General features: G+C 68.7%; 13 protein-coding genes. 5 read left to right on the forward strand and 8 right to left on the reverse strand.

Going from position 1 to position 15174, the window contains the following annotated elements; genetic code table 11:
• Window positions 1-94 precede the first annotated feature (94 nt).
• Window positions 95-1381 (reverse strand): dipeptidase, encoded by a 1287-nt coding sequence (locus JFC09_RS10295; RefSeq protein ID WP_198393915.1) that lies wholly within the window; start codon window positions 1379-1381, stop codon window positions 95-97.
• 139 nt (window positions 1382-1520) lie between these two features.
• Between JFC09_RS10295 and JFC09_RS10300 the strand changes: the two genes are divergently transcribed.
• Window positions 1521-2576, forward strand: coding sequence for an alcohol dehydrogenase (locus JFC09_RS10300; protein WP_198393916.1), 1056 nt, complete (start codon window positions 1521-1523; stop codon window positions 2574-2576).
• Window positions 2577-2636: 60 nt separating this feature from the next.
• Here the strand turns inward: JFC09_RS10300 and JFC09_RS10305 are convergent, their stop codons facing one another.
• Together JFC09_RS10305 and JFC09_RS10310 are read right to left on the reverse strand one after the other, a co-directional pair.
• Entirely contained in the window at window positions 2637-3800 is a 1164-nt protein-coding gene (locus tag JFC09_RS10305) for a hypothetical protein (protein WP_198393917.1), read from the reverse strand.
• Between the two features lie 97 nt (window positions 3801-3897).
• Window positions 3898-4821: a VOC family protein gene (locus JFC09_RS10310; RefSeq protein ID WP_198393918.1), complete on the reverse strand. Its 924-nt coding sequence runs from the start codon at window positions 4819-4821 to the stop codon at window positions 3898-3900.
• 131 nt (window positions 4822-4952) lie between these two features.
• Between JFC09_RS10310 and JFC09_RS10315 the strand changes: the two genes are divergently transcribed.
• On the forward strand, window positions 4953-6011 hold the full coding sequence (locus tag JFC09_RS10315; protein WP_198393919.1) for an ATP-binding cassette domain-containing protein: 1059 nt from the start codon (window positions 4953-4955) through the stop codon (window positions 6009-6011).
• Between the two features lie 122 nt (window positions 6012-6133).
• Here JFC09_RS10315 and JFC09_RS10320 read toward each other — a convergent pair whose 3' ends face one another.
• Both JFC09_RS10320 and JFC09_RS10325 read right to left on the reverse strand, forming a co-directional pair.
• Window positions 6134-6802: a response regulator transcription factor gene (locus tag JFC09_RS10320; RefSeq protein ID WP_198393920.1), complete on the reverse strand. Its 669-nt coding sequence runs from the start codon at window positions 6800-6802 to the stop codon at window positions 6134-6136.
• Window positions 6803-6834: 32 nt separating this feature from the next.
• On the reverse strand, window positions 6835-8187 hold the full coding sequence (locus JFC09_RS10325; protein ID WP_332839735.1) for a sensor histidine kinase: 1353 nt from the start codon (window positions 8185-8187) through the stop codon (window positions 6835-6837).
• Between the two features lie 189 nt (window positions 8188-8376).
• On the opposite strand from JFC09_RS10325, the gene JFC09_RS10330 reads away from it, so the two are divergent.
• Window positions 8377-9261 (forward strand): DUF4352 domain-containing protein, encoded by an 885-nt coding sequence (locus JFC09_RS10330; RefSeq protein WP_232483398.1) that lies wholly within the window; start codon window positions 8377-8379, stop codon window positions 9259-9261.
• Window positions 9262-9488: 227 nt separating this feature from the next.
• Here JFC09_RS10330 and gatB read toward each other — a convergent pair whose 3' ends face one another.
• Genes gatB through gatC form a run of 3 tightly spaced genes read right to left on the reverse strand, consistent with a single transcriptional unit; the run spans window position 9489 to window position 12841 of the window.
• Window positions 9489-10970, reverse strand: a complete 1482-nt coding sequence (gatB, locus tag JFC09_RS10335; protein WP_198393921.1) for an Asp-tRNA(Asn)/Glu-tRNA(Gln) amidotransferase subunit GatB — start codon at window positions 10968-10970, stop codon at window positions 9489-9491.
• Window positions 10971-10989: 19 nt separating this feature from the next.
• Window positions 10990-12534, reverse strand: coding sequence for an Asp-tRNA(Asn)/Glu-tRNA(Gln) amidotransferase subunit GatA (gene gatA, locus JFC09_RS10340; protein ID WP_198393922.1), 1545 nt, complete (start codon window positions 12532-12534; stop codon window positions 10990-10992).
• A gap of 1 nt (window position 12535) precedes the next feature.
• The gene (gatC, locus tag JFC09_RS10345; protein WP_198393923.1) at window positions 12536-12841 is read right to left on the reverse strand and encodes an Asp-tRNA(Asn)/Glu-tRNA(Gln) amidotransferase subunit GatC; all 306 of its coding nucleotides are present in this window, start codon (window positions 12839-12841) and stop codon (window positions 12536-12538) included.
• Window positions 12842-13165: 324 nt separating this feature from the next.
• On the opposite strand from gatC, the gene JFC09_RS10350 reads away from it, so the two are divergent.
• Window positions 13166-13543, forward strand: a complete 378-nt coding sequence (locus tag JFC09_RS10350; RefSeq protein WP_198393924.1) for a DUF485 domain-containing protein — start codon at window positions 13166-13168, stop codon at window positions 13541-13543.
• The gene (locus JFC09_RS10355; protein ID WP_198393925.1) at window positions 13540-15165 is read left to right on the forward strand and encodes a solute symporter family protein; all 1626 of its coding nucleotides are present in this window, start codon (window positions 13540-13542) and stop codon (window positions 15163-15165) included. Before JFC09_RS10350 ends, JFC09_RS10355 begins: the two co-directional genes overlap by 4 nt.
• The last annotated feature ends 9 nt before the right edge of the window (window positions 15166-15174 follow it).

A 15174-nucleotide genomic window follows, 5' to 3' on the forward strand; every position in this document is an offset into this window, starting at 1 on the left:
AGCAGGCTGTACGGACGACAGCCCCATTCGAGCAGATATGAGAACCATTCGTGGGAGAGTCCGGACCGTGGACCTCACGGACCCTGAGGCACCCTCACACGTCCGAGGCGCCGTCCTCCACCGCGCGCATGACCCGCAGGACGTTGCCGTGGGCCAGAGCCTCGAGGTCGTTCCGCGACCATCCGCGATCGGACAGCTCATGCAGCAGGTCCTGGTAGCAGGACACGCTCTCGAGCCCCACCGGCAGCGACGCCGTCCCGTCGTAGTCGCCGCCCAGTCCGATCCGGGTGATGCCCACGGCCTCGCGCGCGGCCTCCAGGTGGGCGACGACCTCGTGCAGCGTCGCCTGCGGCTCGGGGTGAGCCTCCTCCCAGGCCGCCAGCCGGGCGGCGGCAGCGGGTGGGACCTCGGCGTCCGTGTCGCCGTAGGCATAGTCGACGTGGTTCGCGGCGTTGTCGGCCCTCACCTCGTCGCACGTCTGACCGGGGCGCGGTGCGCGTGGCATGTGGTACGGACGAGTGACGCTGATCGGACGGTCCGGATCATCGATGCCCAGGCCGATGCGGACCTGTGCCCGTTCGCGTGTCCACTCCAGCAGCGCCGGCGACACGAACGCCGGCACGAAGGTGAGGCCGAGGACGGAGTCGGTCGCAGCGATCCGCTCCAGCACGCGGTCGGTCACGTTGCGCGGGTGCGGGTTCACCGCCTGGACCGACGAGTGGGTGAAGAGGGTCGGTACGCGGGACGCTTCGAGGGCATCCAGCTGTGTGCGCTCGTTCGTGTGCGACAGGTCGACCATCATGCCCAGACGATTCATCTCCGCGACGACCGCGACGCCCTCCTCCGTGAGACCACGCGGCGACCTCCCGCCCGGCGCGCCCGGCAGCCCGTCGACCTCCGCCTGCGTCTCGTAGCCGCCGGTCGCCGCGGTCGCCCAATCGAGGTCGTCGTTGTGGGTGAGCGTCATGTACCGGGCCCCCAGGTGGAACATCTGCCGCAGCACCGCGAGCGATTCGGCGATCGACTGCCCGCCCTCCAGCCCGATGAGGCTCGCGATGCGACCCGTGGCGAAAGCCGCTTCGACATCGGCGGCGGTGTGCGCTGCCTGCAGGAACTGCGGGTAGGCGTCCGTGAGCCGGTGGACCGCGTCGATCTGCTGCAGAGTCGCGACGACCGCGTCCTCCTGCGGGATGGACGACGGCACCCACGCGGACCAGAACTGCGCGCCCACTCCGCCGCGCCGCAGCCGCACGAGGTCGGTGTGGAATTCCTCCCGCTCCCTGTCCAGCCCGCTGACGTCATAGCCGGCCCGCTCCCGCAGCGCGAACGGCAGGTCGTTGTGGCAGTCGAGGATCGGGATCGGAGCAGTCGTGTCGAGCATGCTTCGAGTGTAGATCTCCGCCGCACATCAATACCGGTCAAGGCAATAATGAACGAGGCCACCATGGCAACTTCTGCATGAAAGTCGTGCACAATGGCATCAACCATCCACGAGGTTCTCGACGACGAGGAGTCGCTTGATGAAGGTGTTCGCCGCCACAGGCCCCGATGCCCCGCTGCAGGAGCAGGAGGTCAACTCACCCATCCCCACCGGTCGTGAAGTACTCGTCCGCGTGACCCGCAGCGGTGTCTGCCACACGGACACGCACAGCCACGCTGGCGGCTACGACCTGGGCGGGGGCGGCTGGCTGTCCATCGCGGACCGAGGCCTGAAGTACCCCGCTGTGTTCGGCCACGAGATCGTCGGTGAGGTCATCGCGGTGGGCCCGGACGCCACTGATGTGCGCCCGGGTGACAGCCGGATCGTCTTCCCGTGGATCGGCTGCGGAACCTGCAGCCGGTGCGTGAGCGGGAGCACGAACCTCTGTGCGACCAGCCAGGCGATCGGCGTGTTCCGCTGGGGCGGTTTCGCGACGGAAGTGCTGGTCCCTGATTCCGACTACCTGGTCGACCATGAGGGGCTCGACCCCAGCTGGGCTGCGACGCTCGCCTGCAGCGGGCTCACGTCGTTCGCCTCGGTCCGCCGCGTCCTGCCGCTCACGGACGACGAAACGGTCGCGGTCATCGGCACCGGCGGGGTGGGGCTCGCCGCCATCGCTCTCCTCTCACGCATGACGCGGGCACGGATCGTCGCCGTGGACGTCTCCGACGCGAACCTGGAGAACGCCGCACGGCTGGGCGCGCACGTGACAGTGAACTCGAGGAACCTGGACGGTGCAGGTCTGGCCGAGCACCTGGGTGGGCCGGTCCAGGCGATCGTCGACTTCGTGAACACGGGCGACACCTTCTCCTTCGCGCTGGCGTCCGTCGCGAAGGGCGGCACGATCGTCCCCGTCGGCCTGTTCGGCGGCAGCACTCCCCTGTCGACGGCGCTGCTGCCGCTCAAGGCCGTGTCGATCATCGGGAACTACGTGGGCAGTCTCGAGGACCTGCGCGCGCTCGTGGAGATGGCGAAGGCGGAGGATCTGCCGCGCGTCCCCATCACGGAGAAGCCGCTCTCCCTCGAGAACACCGTCGACAGCCTCGCGGCACTCAACAGCGGAACGGCGACGGGGCGGACAGTCCTCGTGGGCTGATCGGCTCCGCCCCGTCACGCAGCGCTCAGTCACACAGCGCTCAGTCACGCAGCAGTGTGCTCAGCTGCCGTCGTCCCTGCGGTGCTTCTCCCGCTTACCATCGCGCGTGCGGTCGAAGTACGCGTCGACGCGGGTCGCGGGGTCAGCCTCTGCGGTGAGCGCGGCGGCCCCTCCATACTGCGCCGAATCCGCCGCGCCCGCAGCGGATGCCTTCTGGATCTGGGCGTCGAGATCGTCGAACTCCTCCGCCGTCTCGTCCAGCTCCGCCAGGAGGCGGGCGATCGATTCCGCGTGGGACTCCGCTTCCATGTTGAGGTCCCGGAACTGCGCCCCGAGCGTGTCATCACCGGCGGTGCGGGACACGATGTCGAGGACGCGCTCGCCGATCTCCCGGGTGCGCTCCGAGTGGTCCAGTGCGATGAGCTGGGCGTCGAGTGCCCGCAGGTGTTCGAGGTATTCGTGCATCGCCATCACGCGGTCCGCGATCGATTCGAAGGCCTCAGCCAACCGCCCCAGATAGGCCTGGACACGGTTGGCCTCCGTCCCGTCGCGCATCGCGTCGAGCTCCGTGCGGACCTGGACGAGCTCCGCCAGTCGCACGCCGATGCCTGCGACCATGTCGTCCAGGTCGACGCGGGCCACGTGGTCGGTGAGGATCGGGTGCGTCCACGCGCGGGTGGACGCGATGCGGGTCGCGAGCATGACGGAGAGGTGGAAGAGTCGCTGCTCGTCCGTGTCCTGACCGTGCTTCACTCCCGCGACGAAGCCCAGGGTCTGCGGGGTGATCCACCGTGCGGCGCGGGCGCTCTCGCGGTCCTTCCGCGACAGCCGCTTGGGGTCGCGCATGTACTTGGTGCCCGTCACCGCACCGGTCACACCCGTCCCTGCTGCGAACAGACCCGTCGTGATGACACCGCCGGTCGCGACGTCCCCCGTCAGCCAGGAGATCCCGAACGTGCTGAGCCCGAAGATACCGGTGGTCGCCGCCCCCGCACCCGTGAGGACACGGAAGACGACGTTCGATCGGATGAGATTGCGTGCCTCGCCCGGCGTGTGCAGGAGGCGGGAGTACGTCGCCTGCCGGGATGCCGGCAGTTCGTAGCCGCGCGCCTCCCACGTCCGGATGACGGAGTCCGTGACGGAATCGGGCACGAGGATGCGGTACACGGGCAGACGACCCGCGCACAGCTGCCGCCACAGTCCCTTCCACGGGTGACGTGCCATCGGTGCACTCCTCTGATATCGGTGACACACAGCGTAGTGAGTCAGGCTGGATGAACGATTGGAGCGTGCGGGCCGAGCCCGCGCCGCCAAGCGCCTCCTACCCTCCCCGCAGCTCCGCGATGTCGATCTTCTTCATGCCCATGAGCCGCTGGTACGCACCGGGGGCTGCCAGCAGGTCGTCGAGGTCCGCCGGGACGATCTGCCAGCTCACCCCGTAGGCGTCGCGGCACCAGCCGCACTGCTCCCGCTCCGGGTCCGTGGACAGCACCGCCCAGAGCCGGTCGATCTCGTCCTGGTCGTCTGCCCTCACCATGAGGGAGAAGCCCTCCGTGAACGTGAACGGCTGGTCCACCCCGGAATCCATCGCGGTGATCCACGGATCCTTCCGAGGCCCACCGGAACCGCGCCCGAGGCGGAACTCGGAGAACATGTACGCCCCCTCCACAGCCGGTCCGGTCTGCGTCGGATAGGTCGCGACCGTCCCGACCTCCGACCCCGGGAAGAGGGAGGTGTAGGTGGCGACGGCCTCGGCGGCGGAGTTCTGAGCAGGACCGCAGAACAGCAGCGAGGGGACGAGGGACGGCCGCGGAGCGGAATCCGGCGGGGTGAGGAAGAGCTGCCAGCTCACCCCGTACCGGTCCTCGACCCACGCGTAGCGGGCGGAGAACGGGTACTCGTCCAGCGGCATGAGCGTGGTGCCGCCCTCGACCAGCCGATCGTGCAGCCCATCGAGGTACCCACGGGGGTCTTCGGCGACCGCGTCGTCCACGTGCACCATGAACCCCGCGGCCGGGTTGGGGCGGAACGTGTCGTCCGCGTTGATGAAGGCGACGCGGCAGCCGTGGATCTCCAGCTCGATGCCGAGTACGGCACCGGCGAACGACGCCTGGAAATCGGCCGGCCCCTCCGTCGGATAGTGGGAGCGGGAGACTTCGCGCACGTCGCGGAAGGCCTCCGTGTAGAAGTCCGCAGCCTCTGCCGCCGTGCGGTCATGCCAGATGTGCGGGGTGATCGCGTGCATGCCTCAAGTGTGCGCCTCCGCGCGGACTGCGGGAAGGGGGATAACCCTCCATCACGCATCGTTCGCTTTTCGTATACCCTGGCAGGAGTACCCCCCCCACCAGCACTCGACCGATGTCCACTCTCCCTCGAGTGCCTGCTGACCCTCACCCGCGGAAGGGACCGACTGTGCGCAGCGCGATCATCGTCGACCGGCTCACCAAGACATACCCGGGACAGACAGCCCTGGATCCGGCGTTCTACGCCCTGGGAGCCGTGTCGTTCGTCGTGCCGGAACGCACCACGTTCGCGCTGCTCGGCAGGCCGGGAACAGGGAAGACCACGGTGATCGGCTGTCTGTCCACCCGCATCACCCCCACGTCCGGAACCGTGCAGGTGGGCCGTCACGTGGTGAGTGTCGACGACCGCCGCATCCGCAGGGAGGTCGGGGTCGTGGCGCAGGAATCGCAGTTCGACCCCGCGCGCACGGTGTGGGAGAACCTGCTGCTGTCTGCGGAGCGGCAGGGGTATTCGGGCCGCAGCGTCCAGCGACGGATCGAGCAGCTGTGCGGTGTCCTCGAGATCATGAGCGTCCTCGACCGGCGCTTCGGGAACCTGCCGGTCGGGTTCAGACGGCGCGCGGACATCGTCGGCGCACTCGTCCATGACCCATCCATCGTCCTGCTGGACGAACCCACCGCGGGTCTGGACTCCGACGCTCACGACGGCATGTGGGACGCGCTGCGTCGCCTCACCGTCGACCTGGGGCTCACGACCGTTCTCACGACCCGCGACGAGACGGATGCGGACCGCGCGGACGTCACCTTCGACCTCTCCGCGGATCCGGCGGCGGCAGCCCGTAACGCCGCGGCAGCGCAGGACATCGCCCACCCGGTGACGCCGGAGAGGGAGCAGGCAGCGGTGCAGCAGGTGGGCGAAGCCGAGCACACCGGTGATGAACTGCGGCTGCTCCTGCACGACCCCACCGCTCTGTCACTCATCGCGTCGTACGACATCACCGCCCGCGGCGACATCTGGGTGCTGCCGGTGCGCGACTGGGCTGAGGCCCGTGACGTGCTGCGCATGCTGGACGGGGCGATCACCGACTTCGACTTCGTCCCCGGCACCACGCAGGTCCCCACCGGATCGCGGGAGCGCGCCGCGTCCGGGTCCGTGGGCAGGCACTCGCACCTGCGCGCCGTCACGGCCTGACACGCTGACCGAAGCCCACCCTCCGGGCAACCCAGTCTTTCGGCAGATCCCATCCTTCCGGGCGACCCACCCTTTCGGTGGATCCCACCCTCGGGACGGCCCTGCTCAGTCGAGCAGTCCCGTCAGTCGAGCAGTCCCGCAAGCGCCACCAGCACGGCCACTCCCACGCGATTCGGTGCGTCGGTGCGCGTCATGATCCGTCCGAGGTGGGTCTTCACCGTCGCCTCACTGGCGTACGTGGCCTCCGCGATGTCGCGGGTGCTCATGCCCTGCGCGACCAGGATCGCCATCTCCCGTTCGCGCGCCGTCAGGAGAGACAGCCGCTCCACCGCGTCGAACCGACGCGTGCTCGTCTGCGCCACGCGGTGGGCACGGATGAGGCCCGTCGTCGCACGGGGCGAGACGAACCCGTCCCCGCCGTGGATGGTCCGGACCGCTTCCTTCAGATCGTCCGGAGCGATGTCCTTGAGGATGTAGCCCGCGGCACCCGCCTCCAGTGCGCGGAACACATAGTCTTCCGCGTCGAAGCTCGTGAGGGCGACGACCTGGGGCGGGCGCGGCATGTTCGTGATCCTGCGGGTCGCTTCGATCCCGTCCATCACCGGCATCTGGATATCCATGAGGACGACGTCCGGGAAGTGCCGCATCACGCTCTCCAGCGCTTCCGCCCCGTTCGCCGCACTGCCGACCACTGCGATGTCGTCCGCAGTGGACAGGATGTGCGTGAGCCCCGTGCAGACCAGATGGTCGTCATCGACGACGAGGACACGGATCGACTGATCGGATGGCATGACCCCACAGTAGGACAGCCCACGGACACGGTTCAGACGTGTCCAGCACGCTCCGTGAACGGAGGCAGCCGCACGTCGACGACGAAGGAGTCACCGCGCGGGCCGATGGACACCTCGCCGCTGACCATCCGGACCCGCTCCTCGATGCCGATGAGCCCCATCCCGCCGCCCGATCCGGTCAGGTCGCCCAGAGCCTCCTGCTCCGGGACGGACGGGTTGCTCACGAAGATCCGTGCGCCGTGCTCCGCGCTCACCCTCAGGTCCACCGTGATCGGGCGGCCGGGAGCGTGCTTCATCGCGTTCGTGAGCGATTCCTGGACGATCCGGTAGACGGTTCGGCTCAGCAGTGCAGGGGCCCGATCGACGTCTTCGAGCACGATGATCGCGGTGACATCCGGCCCGGTGGACCGCACCGACGCGATGAGGTCGGGCACCGTCCGCAGCGTCGCGAGTGCCGGCGTGGTGTCGGTCAGCACTGTTCGTGTTGCGCCCGCTGTCCCATCACGGACTCCGCTCACCAGGTCCCGCAGATCCTCGAGTGAGGCCTTCGCCTCCTTCCGCACCGCCGCAGCCGCCTCTGCCGCCCGCGCGTCGTCACGGGAGACTTCGAGCGCCCCGCTCTGCAGAGAGATGACGGACAGGCGGTGCGACAGCGTGTCGTGCAGTTCCCGCGCGAGCATCTGGCGCTCCGACTGGCGTGCGAGCTGCACCGTGAGTGCTTCGCTGCGCTCCGTCTGGTGGGCCGCGACTGCTTCCACGGACCTCATCCTGCGGGTGCGCCGCACCAGATACCCCACGCCCACCGCAATCCCCAGTGCGACGGCACCGCTCACGATCGTGAGCACGTCGATCGCCAGCGCAGTCTGGGGCGAGAACACATGGGCATCCGGGCCGGTCAGCGCCACTCCTTCCGGAGCGACCAGGAACGCGAACGGGTTGTACCCGGGTTCGCGCACGCATGCCCGGACGACAGCCCAGACCACGACGGCCGCCCCGGTCGCGGTCGCCGCCGTCGCGGGGCGACGCGGCAGCCTCACGACCGCGTGGAACACTCCCACGAGCAGGAGGAGGACGTCCCCACCCATCAGTCCGCACACCGCGCCCGCGATGAGTGGCACCAGCGGCCAGCGGGTGCGGACGAACACGGTGAGCCACAGCATCCAGACGAGGAGGAAGACGATCGCGCCGACCCCCGACAGCTCACCGGACTCGTCCATCGCGCCGGGCACGCCGATCAGGGACAGGGATCCGACGAGGACACCCGACACGTACACGAGCAGCCCGATCACGATGTCGAGGGCGATGCGCAGCGCCCTGCGGCGGTCGTGGCCGCGCATCCGCTGCCCCACCGCCGTGAGTGCTGTCGCTGGAGTCTCTGAGTTCACGCTCTCACCGTAGCGGGGCGCACAGACACGCACGTCAGCCGAACAGGTGGGGCCGTGAGGCTCCTGTTCATCCTTTCGGCGTGACCGGTCCACCCGTTCGGACGACGCGGGGGCACGCTCCTTCGACGGAGGCTTGTGGTGTCACGACGAGAACGTCGTCGTATCCACCCTTCACTCCCGAGGAGCATCATGACGCAGCCCCATCCGCACACCCCGCAGCCCGGCCAGCCGCACCAGCAGGGCCACCCTCAGCAGCACCCACAGCCCGGGCGCCCGTACCCGGGAGATCCGTCGAGCCAGCCGCAGCAGTCCGGCCAGTACCAGTACGCGCAGGCACAGCAATACGGCCAGCCCGGGCACCCCGGACTGTACGGCCAGGCCGGACACCCCGGGCACCCCGGTCAGCCCCAGCAGTACGGCCAGCCGGGTCAGCCGGGCCAGTCCGCACCCACTCCCCCTGCCGGGAAGCCTCGGAAGCCGCTGTGGAAGCGCTGGTGGTTCTGGGTCCTCGCGATCATCGCGCTCATCGTCGTCGTGAACATCGGAGGCGGCGGTGACGAATCGCCGGCCCAGGACTCCGCAGACTCCGCCGGAGCCGCCTCGGACGCCGACGAAGCCGACGATTCCGGCGACGGCGAGGCGGCAGCGGACGATGCGGACGCCTCGGGCGCGGACTACGGGCTCGGCGACGCCGTCGCCACCGGCGACTGGGAGATCACCGTCTCCGACGTGCAGGACGGTGTGAGCGAGGTGGGGGATGAATATCTCGGCACCACCGCGCAGGGTCAGTTCGTCCTCGTGGACATCTCCGTGAAGAACACGGGCAGCGAACCCAGCTACTTCTTCGACGGCGACGTGAAGCTCAAGGACGACGACGGCAACAGCTACTCATCGGACTCCGAAGCGGGCATCTACGCGGCATCGGACAACGACGTGGTGCTGATCGAGGAGATCAACCCGGGCAACACCGCCTCCGGACTCATCGTCTTCGACGTGCCGGCGGACGCATCGCCCAACGTGCTCGAGTTCCAGGGCGGGATCTTCGACACGCCGGCAGCCGTCGCGCTGGACTGATCCGGCACCGCACCGGACCGCCGCGCCGGTGAGGGAACAACCGGCCGGATGGCTGTCGTACCGCTGAGTAGTGGTTTACGCTCAGCGAACCCACCCGGAACAGTGCCGCTGAATCACCGGGCGGACCACGGATCGAGGCCGGGGTGAGGAGCTTCCAGGAAGCTGCTCCTCACCCCGGCCTCCTCGCGTGCGCCGTGATGCCGGCGAGCTCAGCGGTGCCGGCGCACTCAGCCGTTGATGCGCGCCATGATGAGCTCGCGGGCCTTGCCCGCGTCGGCCTGACCGCGGGTGGCCTTCATGATCGGCCCCATGAGAGCACCGATCGCCTGCATCTTCCCGCCCTTGATCTTCTCGACCACGTCCGGGTTCTGCGCGATCGCGTCGTCGACCGCCGCTTCGAGAGCACCCGTGTCCTCGACGATCTGCAGGCCGTCGGCCTCCATGACCTGCGCGGGAGTCCCGCGGCCCTCGAGCACACCGGCCAGCACCTTGCGCGCCAGCTTGTCGTTCAGCTTCCCGTCGTCGATCAGCTTCTGCAGCTCCGCGACGCTCTCCGGGGTCGTGAGGCCCGCCGCGTCGACGTCCTGCTGCTTGGCGAGGCGTGCGATCTCACCCATCCACCACTTGCGGGCGGCGTCGGGTGTGGCACCGGCGACGACCGTCGCCTCGACGGGGTCCAGCAGACCGGCGTTGATGATGTCGCGCATCTCCAGGTCGCTGATACCCCACTCGCCCAGCAGACGACGACGGCGTGCGGCCGGCAGCTCCGGCAGTCCGGCCCGGATCTCCTCCACCCACTCGCGGGACGGGGCGACAGGCACCAGGTCCGGCTCCGGGAAGTAGCGGTAGTCGTCCGCGTCGGACTTCGGCCGGCCCGACGACGTCGACCCGTCCGCCTCGTGGAAGTGGCGGGTCTCCTGCAGGACCGAACCGCCGGCGTCCAGGATGTCCGCCTGACGGGCGATCTCGTAGCGGACGGCACGCTCGATCGACCGGAACGAGTTCACGTTCTTCGTCTCCGTGCGGGTGCCCAGCGGGGCGTCTGCGTCCGGCCGCAGCGACACGTTGATGTCCGCGCGGACGTTGCCCTGCTCCATGCGGGCCTCGGACACGTCGAGCGCCCGGAAGATGTCCCGCAGCGTGCGCACATAGGCGGCTGCGACCTCGGGCGCGCGATCGCCCACCCCCAGGATCGGGTGGGTGACGATCTCGACGAGCGGCACACCCGCACGGTTGTAGTCGACCAGCGAGTGGTCCGCGCCGTGGATACGACCCGACGTCCCGCCCACGTGGGTGTTCTTGCCCGCGTCCTCCTCCATGTGGGCTCGCTCGATCTCGACGGGGACGATCGTGCCGTCCTCCAGTTCGACGTCGATGCGGCCGTCGAAGGCGATGGGTTCGTCCGCCTGCGAGGTCTGGAAGTTCTTCGCGAGGTCCGGGTAGAAGTAGTTCTTCCGCGCGAACCTGCACTCCTGGGCGATCTCGCATCCCAGTGCCAGGCCGATCCGGATGGCGTACTCGACCGCCGTCCGGTTCACGACCGGCAGTGCACCGGGAAGCCCCAGCGACGACGGCGTCGTGTTCTCGTTCGCACCCCCGCCGAACGTGTTCGGCGCGGCGTCGAACATCTTCGTCGCGGTCCCCAGCTCGACGTGCACCTCGATGCCCAGAGCCGGATCGTACTTCGCGACTGCTTCTTCGTACTTCATGTCAGTCTCCTCCCCGGCCTCAGGCGCTCGTCGTCGTGGGTGATCCGGCTGCCGCGTACTCCGTCGGCACGCCCGCCCACACGGGCGTGCCTGCAGCGTCGGTGACCAGCGCCTCGATCGCGGATCCCACCTCGTAGAGGCGGGCGTCCTCGCGCGCCGGGGCCAGCAGCTGGAAACCCACGGGCATCCCGTTCGCCAGGCCGGCCGGCAGGCTCATGGCGGGGATTCCGGCGAGGTTCGCCGGGATCGTCGCCGCATCTCCCAGGTACAGGGCCATGGGGTCGGAGGCGTCCTCCGACCCGAACGGCAGCGCCGTCGTGGGAGCGGTGGGCGTGACGAGCACGTCCACCTGCTCGAACGCTGCGGCGAAGTCCCGCTGCACCAGGGTGCGGACCTTCTGCGCGGAGCCGTAGTAGGCGTCGTAGTAGCCGGCGGACAGCGCGTAGGTGCCCAGCAGGATGCGGCGCTTGACCTCCGAGCCGAATCCGGCTGCGCGGGTCGCGCTCATGACGGTCTCCGCGGTGACGGGGCCGGTCTCCGGCTCCACCCTCAGGCCGAACCGCATCCCGTCGTAGCGGGCGAGGTTCGAGGACGCCTCCGACGGCATGATGAGGTAGTACGCGTCCAGGGCGTACGCGAGCGACGGCATGTCGACCTCGACGATCTGGGCGCCCGCGGATTCCGCGAGGGCCAGCGCCGCGTGGAACGCGTCCCGCACGTCCGCGGCGTAGTCGTCCGCGGACAGCTGGCGGACGGTGCCCAGGCGCTTGCCCTTGAGAGATCCGTCGCGGACCCCCGCTTCGACGGCGGCGAGGAGGTCCGGCACCGGGTCGGTGAGCGACGTCGAATCCTGGGCGTCGTGCCCGGCCAGCAGCTGGTGCAGTGCCGCCGCGTCCGCGACGGTGCGGCCCATCGGGCCCACCTGGTCGAGGCTGGACGCCATCGCGACGACGCCGTAGCGCGACACGGAGCCGTACGTGGGCTTCACACCCACCGTGCCGGTGAAGGCGGCAGGCTGGCGGATTGATCCGCCCGTGTCCGTGCCGACGGCCAGCGGGGCCTGGAATGCTGCCGCCGAGGCCGCAGCACCTCCCGAGGACCCGCCCGGGACCGTGGTCGTGTCCCACGGGTTGTGGGTCGGGCCGAACGCCGAATGCTCGGTCGTCGAACCCATCGCGAACTCGTCGAGGTTCGTCTTGCCGAGCACAGGCAGGCCGGCGTCCTTGATCTTCGTGTAGACCGTCGCGTCGTAGGGCGGCACCCAGTCCTCGAGCATCTTCGACCCCGCGGTCGTGCGGATGCCGGCGGTGACGACGACGTCCTTGACGCTCACGGGGACCCCCGCGTACGGGTGGAGTGCCTCACCTGCGGCACGCTTGCGGTCGACCTCCGCGGCCGTGGCGAGCGCCGTGTCCGGGGTGACGGTGAGGAAGGAGCCCAGTGCTGCGTCCGTGGCGTCGATGCGGTCCAGATGGGAGCGGGTGACGTCGGTGGCCGAATAGTCGCCGGCACGCAGTCCGGCGGCCAGCTGGGCTGCGGTGAGTCGTGTGAGATCTTCCGTCATGTCAGTCCTCCCCCAGGATCTGCGGGACGAGGAACTTCCCGTCCTCGGACGCGGGGGCGCCGGACAGCGCCTGCTCCGCGGTGAGGGGGGTGCCCACGACGTCGTCGCGGAGCACGTTCTTCAGCGGCATGGGGTGGCTGGTCGCAGGCACGTCGTCCGTGGCCACCTCCGCCACCCGTGCGACGCTGGCGAGGATCCGGTCCAGGTCCCCTGCCGTCTTCTCCAACTCTTCGCTGGTCATGGCGATCCTGGCGAGTTCCGCCAGGTGCTCGACCTGTCCAGCGGTGATCGCGGCCGTGTCAGCCATCCCCACCCTCTCTCCTACGATTTCGTACCGCCTGCCAGTCTACGACGGGGGCGGCCAGGCTCCTGCACTGCCGGACGAACCCCGTGGTCACACCGGCCGCTTCCCCTCCCCGTCGGTAACTTATGTCCTATTCCGACATTCTCTGATCCCACGAGCGCATAAAGAGACTCCCGTCACTTACGATGGTCCGGACCGGTGCACCTCGCACCGGGCCTCTGAGGCCCCGACAGCCCTGTCATCAGCGGTGACACCCTGCGTCCGCAGGGAGTCCCGCACGACGGGCTGCGAGACCCGGGAGGTTTCCGCCGATCGCACGGAGGGGAAATGACTCACGACGGTCCCGCGCAGAGCAGCGCGCCGCATGAGGATGAACCACAGGAACCACAGGGCATCGACTATGTCGCTGTGAACGAATCCGCGGCATTCGTCTCGCTGAAGAAGACGCAGAGGAGCTTCGTCTTCCCGATGGCCGCCTTCTTCATCATCTGGTACGCCGCCTATGTCCTGCTGGGCGCCTACGCCCATGAGTTCATGGCCAAGCCCGTGTTCGGGTCCGTGAACATGGGGATCGTGCTCGGCCTGCTCCAGTTCGTCACGACGTTCGCCATCACGAGCATCTACGTCGTCTTCGCGAACAGGCGCCTGGATCCTGCGGCCCAGGCGATCCGCACCGAACTCGAAGGGCAGGAGGCCACCTCATGAACACCCCCCTGATCTGGGCCGCCGACGCCCAGGAGACACCGGTGAACAACCCGGTCCTCAACATCTCGATCTTCCTGGCGTTCGTCGTGGTGACGCTCGTCATCGTGTTCCGGGCCAGCCGCAACAACAAGTCCGCTGCGGACTACTATGCGGCCGGACGCTCCTTCACCGGGCCGCAGAACGGCTTCGCGATCGCCGGTGACTATCTGTCCGCCGCATCGTTCCTGGGCATCGTCGGGGCGATCGCGGTCAACGGATACGACGGCTTCCTGTATTCGGTCGGGTTCCTCGTCGCCTGGCTGGTCGCCCTCCTGCTCGTCGCGGAACTCATGCGCAACACCGCGAAGTTCACGATGGCGGACGTGCTGGCGTTCCGCCTCAAGCAGCGGCCCGTCCGCATGGCGGCCGCACTCACGACGCTCGCCGTGTGCTTCTTCTACCTGCTGGCACAGATGGCCGGAGCCGGAGGCCTCGTGTCGCTGCTCCTGGGCATCGATTCGAAGGTGGGCCAGTCGCTGGTCATCGCGGTCGTGGGCGTCGTCATGATCATCTACGTGCTGGTGGGTGGCATGAAGGGCACCACCTGGGTGCAGATCATCAAGGCGTTCCTGCTGATCAGCGGCGTCTTCATCATGACGATCTGGGTGCTGTGGCTCAACGACTTCAATTTCTCCTCCGTGCTGGACGACGCTGTCGCGAACTCCATCGCGGATCCGCCGGAGGCACTCCTGGCACCCGGCCTGCAGTACGGCGCGCTGCCCATCGACTTCGTGTCGCTCGCAATCGCACTGGTCCTCGGCACCGCCGGGCTTCCGCACGTGCTCATGCGCTTCTACACGGTGCCCACGGCCAAGGAAGCGCGTCGCTCCGTCGTGTGGGCCATCTGGCTCATCGGCATCTTCTACCTCTTCACCCTGGTGCTGGGCTTCGGTGCCGCCGCCATGGTGGGGTCGGAGACGATCGTCAACGCCCCGGGCGGCGTGAATTCGGCCGCGCCGCTGCTCGCTGCAGTGCTCGGCGGTCCGGTACTGCTCGGCATCATCTCCGCGGTCGCGTTCGCCACGATCCTCGCGGTCGTCGCGGGTCTCACGATCACGGCCGCCGCGTCGTTCGCGCATGACATCTACTCGAACGTCATCCGCAAGGGCGTCATCGATTCGAAGTCGGAGGTGAAGGTCGCCCGTCGCACGGTGCTCGTCATCGGCGCCGTGTCGATCATCGGCGGCATCGGGGTGCAGGGCCAGAACATCGCGTTCCTCGTGGCCCTCGCGTTCGCCGTGGCGGCGAGCGCGAACCTGCCGACGATCCTGTACTCGCTCTACTGGCGCCGCTTCACGACCCGCGGGGCGGTGTGGAGCATGTACGGCGGACTCATCTCGTGCATCCTCCTCATCACCTTCTCCCCCGTCGTGTCCGGTTCCGAGACCGCGATGCTGGGCGCGAACATCGACTTCGTGATCTTCCCGCTGAAGAACCCGGGGATCGTGTCGATCCCGCTGGGCTTCCTGCTGGGCTGGATCGGCTCGCTCACCGACAAGGGTGTGGAGAGCAAGAAGCTGGCTGCGGAGATGGAGGTGCGCTCCCTCACCGGTCACGGTGCCGAAGCGGCCGTCGAGCACTGACGGTCCGCT

The sequence above is a fragment of the Brevibacterium yomogidense genome (assembly GCF_016107685.1).
GTDB lineage: Bacteria > Actinomycetota > Actinomycetes > Actinomycetales > Brevibacteriaceae > Brevibacterium > Brevibacterium yomogidense.